This window comes from Bacteroidota bacterium, assembly GCA_017303975.1.
GTDB lineage: Bacteria > Bacteroidota > Bacteroidia > JAFLBG01 > JAFLBG01 > JAFLBG01.
Window position 1 is genome coordinate 1 of record JAFLBG010000012.1, and the last position, 21,666, is coordinate 21,666.

The 21,666-nt window shown below is 34.9% G+C and carries 15 protein-coding genes; 3 read left to right on the top strand and 12 right to left on the bottom strand.

From position 1 onward, the window contains the following. The coding region (locus J0M08_06125) for a right-handed parallel beta-helix repeat-containing protein (protein ID MBN8702621.1) at positions 1-1,392 on the top strand (1,392 nt) is incomplete at its 5' end. 394 nt (positions 1,393-1,786) lie between these two features. Here J0M08_06125 and J0M08_06130 read toward each other — a convergent pair. From J0M08_06130 to J0M08_06145, 4 genes are all read right to left on the bottom strand, one after another. After that, positions 1,787-3,787 carry a dehydrogenase E1 component subunit alpha/beta gene (locus J0M08_06130; GenBank protein ID MBN8702622.1) on the bottom strand — a complete coding sequence of 667 codons (2,001 nt, stop codon included), beginning with the start codon at positions 3,785-3,787 and terminating at the stop codon, positions 1,787-1,789. 81 nt (positions 3,788-3,868) lie between these two features. Next, the gene (locus J0M08_06135) at positions 3,869-7,441 is read right to left on the bottom strand and encodes a SpoIIE family protein phosphatase (protein ID MBN8702623.1); all 3,573 of its coding nucleotides are present in this window, start codon (positions 7,439-7,441) and stop codon (positions 3,869-3,871) included. 110 nt (positions 7,442-7,551) lie between these two features. Beyond that, positions 7,552-8,373, bottom strand: coding sequence for a ZIP family metal transporter (locus J0M08_06140; protein ID MBN8702624.1), 822 nt, complete (start codon positions 8,371-8,373; stop codon positions 7,552-7,554). Between the two features lie 4 nt (positions 8,374-8,377). Next, a complete protein-coding gene (locus J0M08_06145; GenBank protein MBN8702625.1) occupies positions 8,378-9,040 on the bottom strand; it encodes a metal-dependent transcriptional regulator in 663 nt (220 codons plus the stop codon). A 71-nt stretch (positions 9,041-9,111) separates the two neighbouring features. Here J0M08_06145 and J0M08_06150 point away from each other — a divergent pair, with 71 nt between their 5' ends. Next, complete coding sequence (locus tag J0M08_06150) at positions 9,112-11,370, top strand: TonB-dependent receptor plug domain-containing protein (protein MBN8702626.1); 2,259 nt, start codon at positions 9,112-9,114, stop codon at positions 11,368-11,370. A gap of 16 nt (positions 11,371-11,386) precedes the next feature. Here the strand turns inward: J0M08_06150 and J0M08_06155 are convergent, their stop codons facing one another. From J0M08_06155 to J0M08_06165, 3 genes are all read right to left on the bottom strand, one after another. Beyond that, complete coding sequence (locus J0M08_06155) at positions 11,387-12,553, bottom strand: efflux RND transporter periplasmic adaptor subunit (protein ID MBN8702627.1); 1,167 nt, start codon at positions 12,551-12,553, stop codon at positions 11,387-11,389. Positions 12,554-12,566: 13 nt separating this feature from the next. Next, entirely contained in the window at positions 12,567-16,931 is a 4,365-nt protein-coding gene (locus J0M08_06160; protein ID MBN8702628.1) for a CusA/CzcA family heavy metal efflux RND transporter, read from the bottom strand. A gap of 103 nt (positions 16,932-17,034) precedes the next feature. Beyond that, positions 17,035-17,433, bottom strand: a complete 399-nt coding sequence (locus J0M08_06165) for a hypothetical protein (protein MBN8702629.1) — start codon at positions 17,431-17,433, stop codon at positions 17,035-17,037. A gap of 93 nt (positions 17,434-17,526) precedes the next feature. Here J0M08_06165 and J0M08_06170 point away from each other — a divergent pair, with 93 nt between their 5' ends. After that, positions 17,527-18,495, top strand: coding sequence for a S1/P1 Nuclease (locus J0M08_06170; GenBank protein MBN8702630.1), 969 nt, complete (start codon positions 17,527-17,529; stop codon positions 18,493-18,495). Positions 18,496-18,501: 6 nt separating this feature from the next. Here the strand turns inward: J0M08_06170 and J0M08_06175 are convergent, their stop codons facing one another. From J0M08_06175 to lpcA, 5 genes are read right to left on the bottom strand one after another with little or no spacing between them, the layout of a single operon-like run. Further along, positions 18,502-18,774, bottom strand: coding sequence for a SemiSWEET transporter (locus J0M08_06175; protein ID MBN8702631.1), 273 nt, complete (start codon positions 18,772-18,774; stop codon positions 18,502-18,504). A 19-nt stretch (positions 18,775-18,793) separates the two neighbouring features. Beyond that, on the bottom strand, positions 18,794-19,276 hold the full coding sequence (locus J0M08_06180) for an HAD family hydrolase (GenBank protein MBN8702632.1): 483 nt from the start codon (positions 19,274-19,276) through the stop codon (positions 18,794-18,796). 14 nt (positions 19,277-19,290) lie between these two features. After that, on the bottom strand, positions 19,291-20,271 hold the full coding sequence (locus J0M08_06185; protein ID MBN8702633.1) for a kinase: 981 nt from the start codon (positions 20,269-20,271) through the stop codon (positions 19,291-19,293). Positions 20,272-20,308: 37 nt separating this feature from the next. After that, on the bottom strand, positions 20,309-21,040 hold the full coding sequence (locus tag J0M08_06190) for an NTP transferase domain-containing protein (GenBank protein ID MBN8702634.1): 732 nt from the start codon (positions 21,038-21,040) through the stop codon (positions 20,309-20,311). Then, complete coding sequence (lpcA, locus tag J0M08_06195) at positions 21,040-21,618, bottom strand: D-sedoheptulose 7-phosphate isomerase (GenBank protein ID MBN8702635.1); 579 nt, start codon at positions 21,616-21,618, stop codon at positions 21,040-21,042. The genes J0M08_06190 and lpcA overlap by 1 nt, the downstream gene beginning before the upstream one ends. Positions 21,619-21,666 lie beyond the last annotated feature (48 nt).

Below are 21,666 nucleotides of genomic sequence, written 5' to 3' on the forward strand. Positions count from 1 at the left end.
GTAACAATAGGTGGTTCCGCAGCATCCGATAGAAATGTAATTTCCGGAAATATTACAGCAGGGATAGATATTGAAAACTCGAGTGGAGAGATTAAGGTACAAGGCAATTACATTGGTCCCCAAGCCAATGGTACTTCTTTTGTAGCATCTAGTGCTCAAGAGTCGGGTGTTGTGCTTATAAAGTGTTTCCCTTCAACAGCAATATATATAGGAGGTTCTGCTGCTGGAGAAGGCAATGTAATATCTGGAAATGATTTGTATGGTATTTATGGCAGTAGGTTAGAAGGAGCTCAAGTTAAAGGAAACTATATTGGTGGTGGGGCTAGTACGGGCAGTTTGCTGACAGGTGGGGCTCAAGGAGACCAACGCTTTGGCATTTATTGGGATGCAGATTGTACCAATAATACTATAGGAGGATCTTCTGCTTCCGGAGATAGGAATATAATTACTCAGAATGCCAACGGAATAGTAGTGATTCAAGACCCTAACAATTTAATATCTCGAAATTTAATTTATTCCAATACCAGCGCAGGTATTGATTTGCAAGGTGCCGGAAATACTAATTTTGCATCTCCGGTTGTGTCTGCATTTTCTGGTACTTCTGCTTCCGGTACAGCCCCTGCAAATGCTTTGGTAGAAGTGTTTAAAAACACAACAGGCAATTGCGAGGATGCCATGACCTATTTAGGAACAGCTACTGCTAACGGAAGTGGCGCTTGGAGCTTAGGTAGTTTAACCATAAATAATGGAGAAAGTGTTACTGCCACTGCGACCGATAATGGCACTTGGAATACCTCACAGTTAGCCGGTTCTTGTATGGTTGGTTTGCCAATAGAATTGCTAACCTTTACAGTTGAGAATATAAACAACGAATATGCTAAATTGAAGTGGACTACCGCCACCGAAACCAACAACGATTATTTTACGATTGAAAAAACACAAGATGGAATTAATTATGAATTTGTCGCCAAAGTAGATGGTGCGGGCAATAGCACACAGGTATTAAAGTACGATACTAATGACTTTAAGCCATACAAAGGAGTTTCCTATTATCGCCTTAAGCAAACCGATTTTAATGGTGCGTATGATTATTCTGAATTAGTGGCGGTGGAATTTGGAAGTTTAACATCAGAAAGCGGAAAGTTTGCTGTTTATCCTAATCCTGCTAGTAGTTCTAATCTAAATGTATTGTTTGATGGAGCCGTTGGAGAGGAAGTGCTAATTGTGGTGCACGATGTGTTAGGTAAAGAATATTACTCCAATGTGTTTGTATTAGATAGCGAAACATTAATGATTCAATTGGCTAGTGGTTCTGATTTGTCTCCGGGCTTGTATACCATTAGCGCCTCAAGCAATGATAAATTGTACAATAAGAAAATTATTATTCAGTAAGAGTCTGAGAGTTTCGTTCAATTTCACATTTTAAAAATTCAGACAAATACTTTTTTCAAAATTCGAATTTTTTTTTAACCCTAAATAGGCAGTTGAAAAATACAACTGCCTACAACTAAGCATTAGTAAGGCTTTTAGTGTTTTTGAATAAGTAAGAAAGCCTTACTAATACTAAATTGGGGTTACCCGTACTAAGACAGATAGTGCGCTTTTTTCAAAAGCTTCTACTGTCTAATTACGGTTAAATATTTTGTTGGTCGGTCACCTTGAGCCTAGTCGAAGGGTACGCGTTAGCCCATTCAAAATCCTTCGACTCTGCTCAGGATGACTGGGCTAGAACTAACTAATTGCAATACCTTTAGAGCTCTACTAGTAATTAAGAAGGAGGTGTAATTTAGTAGTTATACAATTTCAGTAATTGTTCCTCTAACCTAGATTTCGCTAAAAAATTATTTTCTAATTCAATAGACATTGGCACTGGAGTTTCTAAGCTACCACAGCGCAGTATAGGCGCATCTAAATTGTCAAAACAATTTTCTGAAATAAATGCAGAAAGTTCGCCACCAATACCACCTACGAGTGTGTCTTCGTGCAATATTAAAACTTTACCTGTTTTTTTTACTGTTTTACTAATGGCTTCTTTATCGAAAGGTAGTAGGGTACGTAAGTCCAATAAGTCGGCATTTATATTGGAGTGTTTTTGTAAGATCTCTAGAGCCCAGTGTACTCCTAGTCCGTATGTTATGATAGATAAATCGTTTCCTTCTTTGCGCAATTTAGCCTTGCCAATTTCTACTGTATAATAGTCTTCAAAAATTTCTTCATTAATGCTTCTGTACAATGCTTTGTGCTCAAAAAACATAACAGGATTAGGGTCTTCAAAAGCGCTAAGCAATAAACCTTTTGCATCACTCGGAAATGCAGGATACACTACCTTTAATCCCGGAGTATGAAAAAACCAGGCTTCATTACTTTGTGAATGAAATGGACCAGCTCCTACGCCCGCGCCTGTAGGCATGCGTACTACTACATCAGCCTTTTGTCCCCAACGGTAGTGCGATTTTGCAAGGTTGTTTATAATTTGTGTCATCCCTTCTGTTACAAAATCGGCAAACTGCATTTCTACCATGGCTTTCATTCCATTTATAGATAGACCGAATCCGGAGCCTAATATTGCGGATTCGCAAAGTGGAGTGTTGCGTACTCTGCCTTTTCCAAATTCTTCAACAAAACCATCGGTAATTTTAAAGACACCTCCGTACTCTGCAATATCTTGTCCCATTAAAACTAAGTTGGAATGCTTACGCATAGCCAATCGTAGCCCATCTGATATTGCATCTATAAATCGTTTTTCTGATTTGTGTTGATTCGCAGGTGCAGTGGAAGAGCCAATAAATGGAGCATACACATCGTCCAGTTCTTCTTTTGTAATGGGAATAATTTTTTCTTCCACAAAAGATTCTTTTACTGCGGTATCTATATCTGCCTTGGTTTTAGCTCTAATTTGTTCGACTTCCGTTGCTGTTAAGATAGATTGTTCAATCAAATATTTTTCATAATTAGCAACAGGATCTTTTTTGCCCCACACATCAAAAAGCTCTTTGGGTACGTATTTGGTGCCGGATGCTTCTTCGTGTCCGCGCATGCGGAAGGTAATACATTCCAATAAAATTGGGCGTGGTTTTTCTCGGATAGATGCAGCAAGGTTTTGAACAGTGTTATAAACTTCTAGAATATTGTTTCCATCCACCTGAATTGCTTCTATACCGTAGCCAATTCCTTTATCAATAAATTGTTTGCACTTGAATTGTTCGTTAGATGGGGTTGATAGACCATATCCATTATTTTCAACTACAAATATTACAGGTAAATTCCAAACAGCAGCAACATTCAATGATTCGTGAAAATCACCCTCACTAGCACCGCCATCTCCTGTAAATACAAGAGTAGCTTTTTTTTCTTTTTTTAAGATGTTGGCAAGTGCTATTCCATCTGCTACTCCAAGCTGCGGGCCGAGATGAGATATCATTCCAACAATTTTATACTCTTGTGTGCCAAAATGAAATGATCTATCTCTCCCTTTGGTAAAGCCGTCTTTTTTGCCTTGCAATTGGTTAAATAATTTAACTAAAGGAATATTGCGTGAAGTAAACAAACCTAAATTTCGGTGCATGGGCAGTAAATACTCTTCTTTATTCATTGCCATGGAAGTGCCTACCGATATGGCTTCTTGGCCAATTCCGGAGAACCATTTGGATAGTTTTCCTTGTCGGAGTAGTAACAACATTTTTTCTTCTATTAATCTTGGTAGTAAAATGTTGTTGTAAAGAGAAATAAGAGTTTCGTTAGAATACTTTTTTTTATCGAACGTTATATGAGTTTCAGCAGTAATCATAAGTGAATATTGTGAATGCTTAAATTAAGAAAAAAAAGTAGATTTTCTGAGAATAATAATTTACAGTTATTTTAGGCTAGTCTAAATTCTAATTCCCATTAGGCACACATCATCTACTTGGTCGTATCCTTTTTTCCAATCTTCAAATGCTTTGTCTAAAATATTTTGTTGTTCTAGTAATGGAAGTGGAGATATTTTCACTAATAACTCTTTTAGGGCTTTAGATTTGAATTTTTTTCCTTTCTCACCTCCAAATTGATCCGGGTATCCATCGGTGGTAAGGTAGATTGTATCTCCATCTTGCAACTGCAGTGTGTGTACCATAAATGGAGCGTCAACATAATATTTACCAACAGGCATGTTGTCGGAATCGTATTCGATTAACTCATTATTTCTGACTAACCATAGTGTATTATTGGCACATGAAAATTGTAATGTTTTTTTAGACTTGTCTAAAACACATAAAACGGCATCCATTCCATCTTTGTTTTGTTGACGTTCACTAAATATGTTTAGTATTTTTCGCACAAATCCAAATATTTCGGAAGGAGAGGTGTAGCCTTTGCTTAATACCGCTTCATTCATTAAGGATATGTTTAGCAAACTCATAAAAGCACCCGGTATGCCATGTCCGGTGCAATCAGCTACCGAAAAGAAAAAATTATTATCTGTAATTTCGGCCCAATAAAAATCGCCACTTACAATATCTCTTGGTTTGTAAACAATAAAATATTCGGAAAAAATTTGTTTTAATCTATCTTCCGGAGGCAATATGGAGTGCTGTATGCGAAGTGCATAATTAATGGAGCTCGTTATTTCTTTGTTTTTTTCTTCGATTAATTCATGCTGTGCTTCAACTTCTTCTTTTTGTTTTTCAATTAATTCTTTTTGTTCTTCAACCATTTCCATTTGCTTAACAACCTGTATCGTGCGTTCTTTTACAATTTTTTCTAATTCTTTTTTCTCTTCCAACAGGGCTCTTGTTCGCCATCTATAAATTAAGATGAAAGAACTGCCTGCTAGCGCAGAATAAAACAAGTAAGCCCACCACGTTCTGTAAAAAGGTGGCTGTACTTTGAAACGGTAGGAAATAGGCTCACTCCAAATACCATCAGGGCTTTGACACTTGAGTTTAAACGTATAAGCACCTTCTCTTAAATTTCCGTAATGTACTTTGGTTTCTTTTGAAACAGGTTGCCAATTATCGTCTTGCCCATCTAGCATCCATTGGTAATTTACGGCAAACGGTTTTGCAGGTTCTATTGCAGTGAATTCGATGGTTATATCGTTGTAATGATAAGGTAGTATTAGATTTTGAGGTTGGTAATAAAAGTTGCTTAGGCTATCAAATTTAATTGATTGGTACAATTGTTTCATAGAATCAACTTCTACTTCTTTTAGAAAAGTACCGAATAGCATTCCTTCTTGAATAGTATTTTCAGTAATTATAGAGCTGTCGCTATTTGAAATGCTTGTAGATAAAGTGCTCCACGGTAACGATCTGTTATTTATTTTAATGCTATGTATAACGGTTTGCAACGCATTTTTGTTTCTATTTAGTTCGTTTAAATTAAATTGTATCAAGCCTGTTTTAGAAGAACCACTTGCTATCAAGGTTGTATTTTTATTTACGTTTTTTACTGTTCGTTGGCTCATCATTATATCTCTAAAAGGAAAGCCTGTAGATGAATTGAACGATTCTAATTGAAAATCGAGGTTTTTTAGTTTGTCATTTTTGTAATTATTCTCAATAGGAATTGTATTGTGATTAGGAGTTTTAAAGCCACTAATAATATCAATACCTTCATTCCCGGCAACAATAAGCAGGCCTGATGAATCTATTTCAAGTTGAAAAACTGAATTACTAGATAAATTATTTTTTGTGGTTAAATTTAAAAAGCTGGTTCCGTCAAATCGATTAATCCCACCACCATATGTTGATATCCATACATTGCCAAATTTATCTTCTACAATATCTCTACATTTGTTGTTAGATAAGCCTTGCTTAGATGTATAGTTTATAAATTTATTTTTATCAAAACAACTCAGATTCTCACTATAACTTATCCATATTCTGTTTTTAGTATCTACGTATAGGTTTTTAATTTTATTACTTAACAGTCCTTCTTTTGTGCTGTAATTTTCGAATTTTGAATGGTCAAAATAACTTAACCCTCCTTCTTGAAATCCCAACCATAAGTTTCCAAATTTATCTTCTTCAATAGAAGTGATTATTTTATAAGGCAGTCCTTGGGTTGTAGTGTAATTAGTAAATTTATTATTGTAAAAGCAACTTAATCCATTTTCTGTACCTATCCATATTTTATGATCTTTGGTTCGTTTTACAGCATGAACAACACTGTGCGGTACACCTTGGTTTTTCCCATATACAATGAATGCTGTATCTGTTGATTGTATCAAACCACCACCGTAGGTTCCAAGCCAAATATGTTTATTAGAGTCAGATTCTATAGCGGTTATAATACTCTCTGATAGTCCATGAGCTTGATTAAAATTAGTAAATGAGGTTCCATAAAAGCAAGCCACTCCCGTTCCAATTGTTGATAGCCAGACATTACCAGATAGATCGGAACAAATGCTTCTTATTTCATTCTCTGGAAGTCCCTCGTTTGTTGTATAGTTTGTGAATTTATTATCTTTTAAAAAGCTAGCTCCTAAGGGTGTTCCAAGCCATAACCCGGAATTTTTATCTTTAGAAATAGTAAATATGATATTGCTAGGTATTCCATCGTTTACAGAGTATGTTTTTGTAGAATCTCCCTTGCATGCAATTAACCCTGCTCCTGAGGTGCCAATCCACATGGTGTTTTCATTGTCTTGGTAGAGACATCTTATTTTACTAGTTGATAAGAATTTTAATTTGCTATTTATGTTAATCTTTTCGTTACTAAAGGTCGCAATACCTTTTTCTGTGCCTATCCATATTTTTTTGGTATAGTCTTCAGTAATAGATAAAATAAAGTTACTGGGAAGACCTTCTTTAATTGTATAATTTTTAAATGTTTTTCCATCATAAAAAATCACTCCTTTCTCAATTGTCCCCAACCATAAATTTCCATTACTATCTTCGCATATAGCTGTAATGTAATTATTGGGTAAGCCATTATTTTCATTGAAGCACATGAATGTTTTTCCGTTGTACTTATATAGCCCGCTTCCGTATGTTCCCGCCCAAATATTTTTTTTACTATCCTCTAAAATGGAAATAATTTGATTTCCCGCTAATCCGTTACTGGCATTGAAATTTGTAAACTGTTTTCCGTTGTAGCAACTTAATCCACCGCCAGATGTACCGAACCAGATGTTTCCTTTACTATCTGCATACGAAGTGAATATCATATCAACAGGAAGTCCATCTTCTATCGTGAAGGATTTAAATAAACCATTAAAACCTTTATTGTTTGTTTTTGGAGGAGATATAAATACGGTCTCTTCAAATCTTCCGTTTAAAGCTGTATAATATTCTTGCGCGGAATTCGTTAAATCTATTTCTGAAGGTAACGGAACATCTTTTAAATAAATGGTTGTAGGGGATTCAGCTAAAACTGTATCCGGTGCAATTAAATCAACCTTTTGGTGCTGCTTTTTTGTGTTGTTTGTACAGGATGAAATTGCAATTATAAGAACCAGCAAACAGTTAAGCTGATAGTTTTTGTATTTAGTCCCAAAGAAATGAGTGTGCAACAACGTCTCTAAATTTTATTGTACGAACAAAATTAGTAAAATTTAGACTAATCTAAACCTTAGCCTAATCCAACATCTAAAGCCATCATAATAATGAATCCAATAATTAAGCCTAGGGTAGATCGATCTGTATATTTATCTCGTTGAGTTTCGGGTATTACTTCTTCCACTACTACGTATATCATAGCGCCTGCTGCAAATGAAAGCGCATAGGGCAATATTGGTTGTGCGTATAAAACAGCAATGGCACCAATTACTCCAGCTACTGGCTCAACAATGGCAGACAATTGTCCCCACCAAAAGCTTTTTGCACGACTCACCCCTTGTCTTCTAAGAGGCATAGCTACAGCAATACCTTCCGGGAAATTTTGCAAACCAATACCGATTGCTAGTGCAATTGCAGCTCCAATATCGGCATGTGGCAAGTTATGTGCTACTGCTCCAAAAGCAACGCCTACTGCCAATCCTTCGGGAATGTTGTGTAAAGTTATTGCCAAAACAAGCAAAATGGTATGATGCCAATCTGTTTTAACTCCTTCTTTTTCCGATTCTTTAAAGTTAATATGTAAATGAGGTAGTACTTTATCTAATCCATACAAAAAAAGTGCTCCAGCCAAAAAGCCTACCGCAGGTGGAAACCAGGCCGGCAATGATTTGCCTTCTGACATTTCGATTGCAGGCGCTAACAATGACCAAAAGCTGGCTGCAATCATTACTCCTCCCGTAAATCCTAAAAGAGGATCGAGTATTTTTCTGTCCATTGTTTTAAAGAAAAACACAAGAGAGGCTCCGAGTGCCGTTAAAAACCAAGTAAATGTGGTTGCAAGCAAAGCTGCCCAAATAGGATTAATGCTTGTAAGAAAATCTATGATAGGTTGCATATGGTTATTCTAACTCTACAATAATGTTTTTAGCAATAGTATTACTTATGTAAAGCGAGTTTTGCTTTTTTAGTATAATGTGTAATGAGTTGTCGTACTCGTTTATTTCTGTAACTTTTATTTCGTCACCAATTTTGATTTTAATTTTATCGAGATACTTTAAGAAAGTAGAGGTGTGGTCAATTACCCCTGTAACAACGCATTTGATGTTTGTTTTAATCTCTGATAACAATTTTGTTTTTCGGGTGTGCATTATGCCGTTTTTGTCTGGAATAGGATCTCCATGAGGGTCAAATTTAGGGTACCCTAAAAATTTATCTAGCTTATCTACTAATTCGTCTGAGTGTATATGCTCTAATTGCTCAGCTACTTCATGAACTTCATCCCATGCAAAGGAAAGTTTTTCTACTAAGAATAGTTCCCACAAACGGTGTTTGCGAATAATATGAAGAGCCTCTTTTTTCCCTTTTGCAGATAGTGTTACACCTTTGTATTTTTCGTAATTGATAAGCTTTTTGTTGTGTAGTCGTTTAAGCATATCACTCACTGACGCAGCCTTTGTTTTAACTTGATTGGCAATAGAGTTGGTGCTTACTGCTAAATGGTCATTTAGTTCGGCTAGTTTGTAAATAGCCTTTAAATAGTTTTCTTCGGTATTGGAATGCATGAATAAATTATTTATGTAAATATAAATAAAAATTTAGACTGGTCTAAATTTATTTTGTATAATTGCTTAAAATGAAAACGGTATTCTTTTTAGTATTTGTGTTGATTTATCTTCCTAGTAATGTGTTGGGCCAAGTTGTGTCAGGTGTAGTTCGTTCCAGTAGTGGCACAGTTCCATTTGTCACTGTAGGAATAAAAGGTGCGCAGTTGGGGACTGTAAGTGATGAAAATGGTAAGTTTTCATTAAAAACGCCTCGTTATGGTAGATATACTATTTTGGCAAAATGCGTTGGTTTTGAGGATAACGAAGTGAAAGTTACTATTGATTCTATTAAGCAGAATTCCGTTGTAATAGTTTTGAAGGAATTTACAAATGCCTTGAATGAGGTAGTTGTGTCCGGTACGCTGCAAGAAATATCAAAAAATGAATCACCTATTTCAGTTGATGTAATTACTCCTAAATTATTTCAAAAAAATCCTACCTCTAGTTTATTTGATGCTATGCAAATGGTAAATGGAGTAATACCTCAAATAAACTGCAATGTGTGCAGTACAGGAGATATTCATATAAATGGTATGGAAGGTCCTTATACGATGGTTACAATTGATGGAATGCCAATTGTTAGCGGATTGGCTACAGTATATGGATTAAGCGGTATTCCTAATAGTTTGGTTAATAGAGTAGAGGTGGTTAAAGGTCCGGCTTCTACCTTGTATGGATCGGAAGCTGTTGCAGGTGTAATTAATGTTATTACCAAAAGTCCTAACACTGCTCCAAACGTAAGTGTTGAGTCATGGATGTCTTCTCAGCTTGAAAGTAATACAGATGTAGGGGTTAAGTACAAGTACAAAAACATAGAAGGTTTACTGGGTGTGAATTATTTTAATCTATCGAATAGGGTAGATGTAAATAAGGATGGATTTACAGATATAACACTACAAAATAGAATTTCTGTTTTTAATAAATTGTCGTTTGTAAGAAAGAATAACTATGCTGCAACTGTTGCTATTAGATATATTTACGAAGATAGGTTTGGTGGAGAGTTAAACTGGAACAAATCTTTTAGGGGCACGGATAGTATTTATGGAGAGTCTATTTATACCAATAGGATAGAGGTATTGGGAAATTATCAGTTGCCAATTACTAAGTGGAATAGTTTTCTTCAATATTCGTTTACGGCTCACAAACAAAATTCTTTTTATGGTTTTGTGCCCTATATGGCAAATCAAAACATAGCTTTTTTGCAGTCGTTGAACGATAGAAAAGTTGGTAGCAATGGAAAGATATTGCTTGGTTTTCCTATGCGTTTTACTTTTTATGATGATAATACTGTTGCAACACAACGTAATTTAGACTCGTCTAAATTTTCAAATAATCCGCAACGAATTTTTATGCCTGGTGTATTTATACAGTATGAGCATAAAGTAAAATCAACTACTATACTTGTTGGTAGCAGAATTGATTATAATTCAGTACATGGGCTAATTGTTTCACCTCGATTGGCCCTCAAGCAAAAGTTGAATGATGTAAATACGTTAAGAGTTTCTGTTGGAAATGGATTTAGAGTAGTAAACGTATTTACCGAAGATCATGCAGCCCTTACAGGTTCTAGGCAAGTGGTGATAAAGGAAAATTTGAGTCCTGAGAAATCATGGAATGCAAATTTAAATTACACATCCACTTTTGTCTTGAAGTCTGGTTATTTGAATTTAGATGCAGGTTTGTTTTATACCTATTTTGCTAATAAGATAGTTCCCGATTATTTTACAGATGCCAATAAAATTATTTATGCTAACCTAGACGGGTATGGTATTTCTAATGGAGCTAATTTTTCTATTGATTGGAGTATGACCAATGGATTTAAGTGTTTGTTGGGCGCCACTATTATGAAATCTTACTTGATGCAAGCAGATTCTACCAATTCTTTAGTGCGTTTTAATCAATTATTTACTCCTCTTGTTTCCGGAAATTTTACAATTAGTTATACTTTTAAATCACTTGGCGTTACTGTTGATTATACAGGTATTGTAAAAAGTCCAATGCGCTTACCTTTATTGCCAAATGATTTCAGACCGGAAGAGTCTCCTTGGCACACTATTCAAAACATTCAGTTTACAAAGAAACTAACTAGTAAATTTGAAATTTTTGCTGGGCTTAAAAATATTTTCAATTTTATTCCAAAACATCCTATCATTCGACCATTCGATCCATTTGATAAATATGTTAGTATAGATAATCCTAATAATTACACTTTTGACCCAACCTACAATTATGCTCCAATTCAAGGAATTAGAGGCTTTGGAGGGTTTAGGTATAATTTATATAAGTAGCTTTATTAATTACAATTTATTCTGCTTCACTATTTTTGATTTTTGAGAGCAGATGATACGCTCCATTTGTTGCTATTTTGCTGTCTTTATTTAATGTTTGAGGAAGAATTACTTCTGTGTATCCTGATTCAGTTATACCAGTAGAAATTGTAGTCATTTTAAAACGATACATATTTTTATTTTCCTTTGGTTGGCATACAAAAATGTAATTTTTGTCTTCAAAATTTATAATAGCTCTTTCTGGTAAAGCAGTTACATTTTGCTGGTTGGTTTCGATATACGCTTTTAAATACATACCTGGTAATAGTTCCTTGTCTTCTTTATCTAAGTGACAATGAACACGAACAGTTCTATCTTCTCCAATTTCCCTTCCAATTAGATAAACAGTTGCAAGGCGTTCTTTCGTTTCGTTGGCCAAGGTAAAGCGTACTTTTTGTCCAATTTTTAACTTCATAACATCTTTTTCAAATACTGTTATTTCTGCATGTAGGTGTTCTGTATCTACAATTTTAAACATAATATCTGCTGGCGTAACATACATTCCAATATTTACATTTACTTGTGTAACATATCCGTTTATTGGAGCTGTAAGGGTTATCGTACTTTGAAATTCTCCTGTTTTGATTTGTTCGGGATTTATATTTAGTAATGAAAGCTTTGATTTTAATCCACTCCATTTTGCAAGCATGCTTTGGTATTGTGTTTTTGCTTGTAGCGCTATTTTTTTTGAGTTGATGTTTTCTTTTCCTAATTCTTCTTGTCTTTTGTATTCTGATTCTAAAAATTCCAATTGACTTTGTGCATCTTTATAATCCTGCTGTAGCTGAATGTATTCCATGTTTTGAAGTACGGCAATTACTTGCCCTTTTGTTACTTTCATTCCTTGCAACAGTTCGGTGGTTTTTAAGAAGCCTTCTATTGGAGCGGAAATACTAACTAAATTTTGTGGTGGTACATCCAGTATTCCATTTGCTTTAATGGTTCCGCTAATTGATTTCATTTCAAAAGTATCGATTTTTATGTCTGCATTTTTGTATTGTTCTTCTGTCAATTCCACTATGTCACTTTCTTGTTGGGTGGGAGTTGTTTCTTCTGTAGGAATCGCTTTTTTTTCACATGCTATAAATAGTGCGCTTATAACAACTATTACTGTGTATTTATATTTGCTAATTATTGTTTTCATAATGTATCTTTTTTTAATTTTTTCCTAATAAATATTCTATGGTTATGATGCTTTGATTGTATTGATTTAAACATTGCAGGTAATTCCCTTTTATAAGTAATGCATTTTTTAAGGCTTGCAAATACTCTATATAGCCGATATCTCCATTTGCAAAACCTATGCCTGCTTGGCTTATAATTAGGTTTGCATTTGAAAGTGCGCTGGTTTCGTAATAATAGAGGGTGTTTTTATTTTTTAAGAAGTCTTCTATTGCTTGATTGTATTCCGATTTTACAGTTGATTGGTACTGCTCATAATTATTTTCTGTAACAGACTTATTTATTTTGGCGGCTTTTGCTTTTGCTAATGGTGGGACAATCCATATTGGAATTGAAACACCTAATTGTACTCCAATAAAACGTTTAGATGCATTGAAATATTGATCAGTTCCGGTAGTATTTTGATAGCCAATTAATGATTGATTAAAATACCCAATATTAAAATCGGGCAGTGTGGCGGCCATTTCTAGCTTTGCTTGCCTGTTGCATACTTCAATTTGCTGTTTTACGTATTTAAGTGAAGGGTTTTGTATGTAGTTACTGCTGTCGGATGGTATATTTAACTCAAGTTTCTTAATTTCCGAATTGATTGGTTTTACAGCATTTGGAGTGTTTATTAATGATTGAAGCCTGTGTAAATATATTTTGATGTTGGATTGATTCTGGAGCAACAAATTTTTAACCTCCAACAATTGTGTTTCTGCAGTTGTCTTTTCTAATAAATTGCTTTCTCCTATTCTAAATCGAGCTTCGCATGCTTTGTAAAAAGATTGAAATATGCTATCCTGACTTTGTAGTAGAGATTGTTCCGAGTTTAGAAATTGTAAATGATAATACGTTGATTTTAGTTGGTGTATTATTTCGTTTTGAGTGACTTGTAATTTCAGTTCACTACTTTTTGTCATTTCCTTGTATAGCTTGGCTTCATGTATAAATAATGAAGGGAATGGAATAGTTTGATTGATCGAAATGTTGTTATCTATGTTTATGGAATTGTATTGACCGTGCATTAGATTAAAATTTGTTTTACCTATTTCAGTAGCTGTTTGCTTAAGCTTTTTATTATATTCTACTTCGTAGCTTGCTGCTTTTAAGTTGCCATTGTTTTTTAGTGCTTCTGCAATTGCTTGCTCAATTGTAATTGCAGAGGTGTTACTTTGCGCTCTGCTAAATATTGGTACACCCACCAGTAGAATACATAAGAGTGTAACGGATGGAATTCTTTTTTTGTCTTTTTTTACACTTTCCATAAGAAAGTATAAAACAGGAAGTACCAATAATGTTAATAGAGTTGCAGAAATTAAACCTCCAATGACTACTGTGGCGAGCGGTTTTTGAACTTCAGCTCCTGATCCATGGGAAAGTGCCATAGGTAGAAAGCCTAATGATGCCACCATGGCTGTCATAATTACGGGACGCAATCTTGTTGCAGTTCCTTTTAAAATAATCTCTTGTATATTTGTCATACCTCTTGTTTTTAAATTGTTAAACTCTGCAATGAGCACAATACCATTTAATACCGCTACTCCGAATAGTGCAATGAATCCTACACCTGCCGAGATGCTGAACGGCATGCCTCGTATCCAAAGTGCCACTATGCCTCCTATTGCTGACAAGGGTATGGCTGTATAAATGAGTAAACTTTGTTTAATAGAATTGAATGTGAAATACAATAGTATAAATATGAGAAGCAGTGCTACTGGAAATGCTATTGATAGTCGTTTTCGTGCCTCTAGTAAATTTTTGAATGCTCCACCATAGGTTGGATAGTATCCTGGACTAAAATTAATTTTTGAATCAATTTTTTCTTTTACCTGATTTACTACGCTTTCCACATCTCTACCTCGAACATTAAAACCAACTGTGATTCTTCGTTTTGCATCATCACGTTGTATTTGGTTTGGACTAATTTTAAATTCCACCGATGCCAATTGTGATAAGGGTATTTGATTCCCGCTAGGCGCGCTCACAAATAGATTTCGTATATCGTCTATACTTTGTCGATTTTCTTTTTCTAACCGAACAATAGCCTCGAATCTTTTTTCACCTTCATATACAAGTCCTGCGCTTTCTCCGGCAAATGCCGTCTTTATTACTTGATTCACGTCTTCAATGTTTAAGCCAAACTGAGCAATTCTATCTCTGTCAAATTTTATTACAATTTGTTGCTGACCAGTTACTTGTTCTATGTAAATGTCCTGAGCTCCTTCTATCGTGGAACATAGCTTGCCAATTTTAGTGGCATAATTAGAAAGAGTATTTAAATCTTCACCGTAAATTTTTATTAGAACATCTTGTTTAGCTCCTGTCATTAGTTCATTGAATCGCATTTGAATAGGTTGTTGAAAGCTGAATGTTACGCCTGCTAAACTGTTCAGAGCTTTCGACATTTTTTCTGCCAACTCTTCTCGATTGTCTGCTGATATCCATTCCTCTTTATCTTTAAGCACAATAATTAAATCGCAGGCTTCTACAGGCATTGGATCAGTTGGTATTTCGCTTGTGCCTATTTTTCCAATTACCTCCTTTACTTCCGGAAATTGATCTTTCAATATTTTTGCAGCTTTTAAGGAGGTTTCAATTGTTTGAGAAATCGAGCTTCCGGTTAATATTCTAGTTTCTACTGCAAAATCACCTTCATCTAATGTGGGGATAAATTCACCTCCCAATCCTATAAATACAAAAAAACTCCCAATAAGCAGAATACCTGCCGTTGTCACAACGAGTATTTTTCTTTTTAAGGCTAGATTAATTATTGGCAAGTAAATACGCTGAATAAATATCATTATGCGATCGGATATTGTAGCTGCATTTGTTTGATTTTTACTTAAGAATAAAGTCGATATCATTGGGACATAAGTAAGCGATAGTATAAATGCTCCGGTAATTGCAAACGAAACTGTTTGCGCCATTGGTTTAAACATCTTTCCTTCTATGCCAACCAACGCTAGTATAGGGAGATATACGATAAGTATAATGATCTCTCCAAATACGGCCGATTTACTCATTTTAGAAGCCGACTCGTACACTTCTGTATCTAGTTCTGTTTGCGTAAGCCGTTTGTTTAATTTTTTTGACGTAATTGTATGTAGCGTTGCTTCAACTATGATTACTGCGCCATCAATTATTAAACCAAAGTCAATTGCGCCTAAGCTCATCAGGTTTCCCGATACACCAAATAAATTCATCATGGCAATTGCAAATAGCATAGCTAACGGAATAACAGAAGCAACAACTAATCCTGCTCTAAAATTTCCAAGTAATAAGACCAGCACGAAAATTACAATGAGAGCGCCTTCTGCTAAATTTTTTGATACAGTATGAATTGCATTGTTTACTAGTTTGGTTCGGTCTAAGAATGGCTCTATTACAACTCCTTCTGGCAATGTTTTTTCAATTTGCTTGATTCGCTCTTTTACATTGCTAATTACTTTCGAAGAGTTAGCTCCTTTGAGCATCATTACAATTGCTCCAACTACCTCGCCTTCATTATTGCGAGTCATTGCACCGTAACGTGTAGCGTGGCCGTAGTTAATTGACGCAATATTACTAATGAGGATAGGAGTACCATTATTATTGTTTTTTACCACTATTTTTTCAATGTCTTCTATGCTGCCTATTAAACCTTCGCTTCTTATAAAATAGGCGTTTGGCTTTTTGTCGATATATGCACCGCCAATGTTTTGATTGTTTTTTTGAAGTGCTTTAAATACCTCTCCAATGCTAATGTTCATGCTTCTTAGCTTGTCTGGGTTTAGAGCAATTTCGTATTGTTTTACATACCCTCCAAAACTACTTACATCTGCAACTCCTTCTGTTCCTAGTAGTTGTCTGCGAACAATCCAGTCTTGAATAGTTCTTAAATCCATCGCACTGTATTTTTTTTCAAAGCCTGGTTGTGTGTGCAATACGTATTGATATATCTCTCCCAACCCCGATGTGAGTGGCGCTAGCTCAGGACTACCGGTGCCATTTGGAATGAGTGATTTGGCTTGGTTTAGCCGCTCGTTTACTTGTTGTCTTGACCAATAAATATCAATGTCGTCTTTAAATACGATGGTTACGACCGATAAGCCAAATCTGGAAAAGGAACGTATCTCTTCAATTCCAGGAATGGTAGCCATTGTTTGTTCTACAGGAAATGTTACAAGACGTTCTATTTCCTCTGCTGCCAAAGATGGAGATGTTGTGATTACTTGAACTTGGTTATTGGTAATATCTGGTACAGCATCAATAGGTAGTTGAGTAACAGAGTAGCTTCCCCAAATAATGAGTGCAATAGTAAAAAGCCCAACTATTATTTTGTTTTTAATAGAAAACAATATGATTTTGTTTAACATATACTTGTAATTAATATTTATGGCAAAATGCCACTATTAGCATTACTAATTGTGTGAGGTAAATTAGATAGGTATTATCTAATTGGTTTATTAGAAAAGAGGACTAGCCAAGTTTTGGCGGTTGCCAAATAGAATAAAAGCAAGAATCTTTTATCTGATCGTCTGTTAAATAATATTTTTGATCGACAACAATGTTGTTTAAGAAGGACGTACTTAAGGTAATTGGTAAATAAGCACTAATTGGGCTATGCGAGCTTATGCAGGAGTTTGAATCATGATTAAACGGCATATTACCATGCTCATTCTTATCATGTTGTTCATGTTCTTGGTCTTTTTGAGAATAATGTTTTTTTAAGAAGTCGTAAAAACCTGTTACATCTTTATGTTCTTGAGCGTGATGGTTAAAATGAATAAATAAAGTAGGCAGCTTAACCAATTCTTCTGCAAATGTTTGATTTGTTAAGAATTGAAGTAAGAGAAATATGGAAATTATTTTTTTCAATTATATAAATGTACAATTTTTTTTGTTTCGAGAAAAGGTTTGGTGTAAGAGTGGGATATTGCTATAAATGTTAGTTTGTTCTATCTTAATGTTGTGAAAAAAACAGTTGTACTTTCTTTTCTATTCATATTATTCACAATTTTAGACTCGCCTAAAATTAGTTCGTGGGGATTTTATGGACACAAAAAAATTAACAACATGGCTGTGTTTACACTTCCTCCGGCTATGATTGGGTTCTACAAAAAACATATTGATTTTATTACGGAGCATGCTGTAGATGCTGATAGTCGAAGAAGTATTGACGAACAAGAAGCTCCACGTCATTTTATTGATATAGATAGATATGGAGATCATCCTTTTGACAGTATTCCAATGTTGTGGGAGAAAGCTGTTGTTAAATATTCAGAAGACTCCCTGAAGGCTCATGGTATTGTGCCATGGCATATTCAGGTAATGTTAGGAAGGTTAACGTTTGCCTTTAAAGAAAATAATATCAATAAAATTCTTCGTTATTCTGCTGATATTGGTCACTATGTTGCAGATGCGCATGTTCCATTACATACTACCAAAAATTACAATGGACAATTAACTAACCAAAAGGGCATACATGGCTTTTGGGAGTCGCGTATTCCTGAGCTGAAAGGTAATGAATACGACTACTTTGTAGGTAGGGCTAAATACATAGATAAATCGCAATATACAGCATGGCAAATTGTAAGGGCTAGTTTTGCTGCAAAAGACTCGGTATTGAATTTTGAGGCGAGTCTAAATTCTAGGTTTGATTCAGATAAAAAATATTCTTACGAAACACGCGGAGCAAAAAATGTAAAAGTGTACTCAATTGAGTATGCGAATGAATACGACAGAATGTTGAACGGTATGGTAGAACGAAGAATGCGCGAGGCTATTTTAATGGTAGGTAGCTATTGGTACACCGCATGGGTAAATGCGGGGCAACCAGATTTAGATAAATTGGTAGAGATTGATACTTTTGATACAACTCCTTTGGATACTATCTATCCTCCTAAACAAGCGTTGCAGGGCAAAGGGCACGAAGAATAGAGAAGGTTATTTTTTTTTCTCCACACTCCATTTTATATATAGAATAGCACCAACTAAAACAATAGTAATAGTGTTGGCAAAAATAATTGGCCAGGCTTGTATAAGTAAACCATAGGTAAGCCAAAGACCAACACCGGTAAGCATTATAAAATACATTCCCCACGATACATCTTTTGTTGAACGTGTTTTTATGATGCGTACGAGTTGGGGTAGGAATGCAATGGTAGTTAATGTTGCCGCTGTATAGCCAATAATTTCGAAAAGAATAGATGCTAGCATTTGAGATAGGAGTGAGTAGTTAGTGAATGTTAATTTTATTTAATGAATCATTGATTGGAACCAAAATGCCTTTTATTCCCGCCTTTTGAGCTGCTTGCATGTCAGTATCTTTATCTCCAATAAAATAGGATTGTTTAGGGTCAATAGAAAATCGAGCAATTGCTTTCTCTAACATAACCGAATCTGGTTTTCTACAAATACATTTACCCGAGTTGGATTGCGGATGATGCATACAATAATAAATTTCAGAAATTGATACTCCTGCTTTTTTAGACTCGTCTAAAAAAAATGTATGCATCTTTTCTAATTCCTGTTGTGTGAACAACCCTTTACTTATTCCTCCTTGATTAGAAATGATAAAAAGTAAATAGCCTAATTCTTGCCATTTTTTTAAATTCAATAGCACGTCCGGCAAAATTTTAAATTCAGATAAACTAGTTGTGTATCCGTTTTCGTGGTTTATTACACCATCTCTATCCAGAAAAATAGCCTTGTTTAGCATAATGACTTTTTTTCTTATTGATAGATAATTTGTGAGCCATGCGTGTCAAATCTAAAAGGTATTTCTTGATACTCTTTAAGTGCTGTTCTTACTTGTGCATGATTTTTAGGTTCTACATAAAAAACAAAAAAACCTCCACCTCCTGCACCAAGCAGTTTTCCTCCTAAAGCACCTGCTTGCATTGCTAAATCATACATGTTGTCTAGTGCATTGCTCGAAATAGCAGAAGATAGTTTCTTTTTTGAAATCCATGCTTCGTGCAACAGTTTTCCAAAATTGGCATGTTGGTTTTGGGTAAGCAATTGATGTCCTTTGTCCACCATATGCTTTATAGCAGAAAGGTCCGTGTTGATAGATCCTTCTTTTGTTTTACTTATTTGCTCGTTTAAAATGTCCTCTGCAAAGCGCTGCACTCCTGTGTAAAATAATAATAAGTTGTTTTGTAGCTCGTTAGATTTAGACTGGTCTAAATTTAATGGGGTGGATTTAATATCTCCATTTTGTTCAAAGGTGATTTTGTTAAAGCCCCCAATTGCAGCAGCAGCTTGATCTTGCAGGCCTACTTTTTCGCCAATAAGTTTTTGCTCTACATAAATGGCGTCTTTGGCTAACTGCTCTTTGCTTACTTTTTTGTTGGTGTAGGTATATAATGCATTCAGCAAGCCAACAGTAAATGTTGAAGATGCTCCTAATCCTGTTTTTGCAGGAAGGTCGTTCATGATGTGAATTTCAATTCCTTCTGTTATGCCAACAAATCTAAGGCATTCACGTACGGAAGGGTGTTGGATTTCATCCAGTGTATTGCAAGACTCTAATTTGGAATAAGCAATCTTATACTTTACTTCGCTTAATGGATTTATTTTGTCTAATGTGATATAAATATATTTATCAATGGTGGTAGATAGCACCATACCTCCATGTTTAAAAACATAATCCGGGTAATCTGTACCACCTCCAAAGAAGCTTATACGTAAAGGAGTTTTAGATATAATCATTTTTAATTTGTGTTATTTAAAAATACACAAATTAAACTTAATTTATTTGTAGTTTATGTTTTGAGATAAACTCCTCTACCTGGTAAAGGGTTTCAGGTGTTCCTATATCGATAAATTCAGCATTAAAATCTTGTGAATAGCCCATTAGAGTTCTTTTTGAAACTAATTGAGGAAACACATCTACTTCGAGACTGTTAATTTTAGGCAAGTCTAAATTTTCAATTTCTTTTTTATTTAAAAAGTAGATGCCTCCGTTTATCAATTTTAGTTCCTCTACATTACTTGTGTTTTTTTCGCTAAACGAAATAATCGTACTCTCTGTGTTTAGCGCAATGCTTCCATATCTTGCAGTGTCTTGATTTTTTTTTAATGCAATACACGTGCGCATTGAAATAAGCGAGAAGTTTAAAAATTTGCTAAAGTCAATTAGAAACAAGGTGTCACCATTTAATGCTAAATAGTTTTCAGAAGAATTATCCTTTTGCATGCAATGCATGATAGCTCCACCTGTGCCCAAGGCTTCTTCTTCTTTAATTACAAGTATATTAGGTTTGTTTTTGTAGTGTTGTTCTATTATTTCCGATTGGTACCCTGAGGAAATAATAAATTTAGACAAGCCAAATTTTTTTAAATATGATATTACATAATCTAAAAAAGGAATCTCAAAAACGGGGTACATTGGTTTAGGCAAATCGCCCAATAGATGCTTTATACGCGTACCTTTTCCTCCGGCAAGTATAATTACAGGAATATCTGAACTAGCATTCATTATTTACACAATTCAGGATAGATAGCTTGTTCCACCAACTGAATAAGATTGTGAATTATTTTAATATGTATTTCCTGAATTCTATCAGCAAATCCTGCATAAGGAACTCTAATTTCAAGATCTACTAATGAAGCAATCTTTCCCCCATCTTTTCCCGTTAGGGCAATGGTTTTAATGTTTTTTGCTTTTGCGCTTTCTATTGCTTTAATAACATTTTCACTATTACCACTTGTGCTTATGGCTAACAATAAATCGCCTGTTCTGCCAACAGAATCGACATATCTAGAGAAAATAAATTCATAGCCGTAATCATTGGCAACGCAAGTTATATGTGAGGGATCAGATATAGAAACTGCCGCTAATGCAGGTCTGTTTTTTTGATATCTTCCTGTCATTTCTTCTGCAAAGTGCATAGCATCGCACATAGATCCACCATTACCACAACTAATAACTTTTCCATCTTTTTTTAAAGTTTCAATAATCCAAGAGGCAGCTAGTTCAATTTTTTTGAAATTTTCAGGAGTAGAAAAATCCTTCAAAACATCCTGTGCTATTTTAAAATTAGTTGTCAAAGACATGGTATAGAATTTAGTGTCGTAATGATACAAATTTTATAGGTTATTTGG

Coding starts and splice junctions, on each gene's coding strand:
- J0M08_06130 (MBN8702622.1), bottom strand. CDS start 3,787: ATGATTACTGCTGAAACTCATATAACGTTCGATAAAAAAAAGTATTCT.
- J0M08_06140 (MBN8702624.1), bottom strand. CDS start 8,373: ATGCAACCTATCATAGATTTTCTTACAAGCATTAATCCTATTTGGGCA.
- J0M08_06145 (MBN8702625.1), bottom strand. CDS start 9,040: ATGCATTCCAATACCGAAGAAAACTATTTAAAGGCTATTTACAAACTA.
- J0M08_06150 (MBN8702626.1), top strand. CDS start 9,112: ATGAAAACGGTATTCTTTTTAGTATTTGTGTTGATTTATCTTCCTAGT.
- J0M08_06155 (MBN8702627.1), bottom strand. CDS start 12,553: ATGAAAACAATAATTAGCAAATATAAATACACAGTAATAGTTGTTATA.
- J0M08_06160 (MBN8702628.1), bottom strand. CDS start 16,931: ATGTTAAACAAAATCATATTGTTTTCTATTAAAAACAAAATAATAGTT.
- J0M08_06175 (MBN8702631.1), bottom strand. CDS start 18,774: ATGCTAGCATCTATTCTTTTCGAAATTATTGGCTATACAGCGGCAACA.
- J0M08_06180 (MBN8702632.1), bottom strand. CDS start 19,276: ATGCTAAACAAGGCTATTTTTCTGGATAGAGATGGTGTAATAAACCAC.
- J0M08_06185 (MBN8702633.1), bottom strand. CDS start 20,271: ATGATTATATCTAAAACTCCTTTACGTATAAGCTTCTTTGGAGGTGGT.
- J0M08_06190 (MBN8702634.1), bottom strand. CDS start 21,040: ATGAATGCTAGTTCAGATATTCCTGTAATTATACTTGCCGGAGGAAAA.
- lpcA (MBN8702635.1), bottom strand. CDS start 21,618: ATGTCTTTGACAACTAATTTTAAAATAGCACAGGATGTTTTGAAGGAT.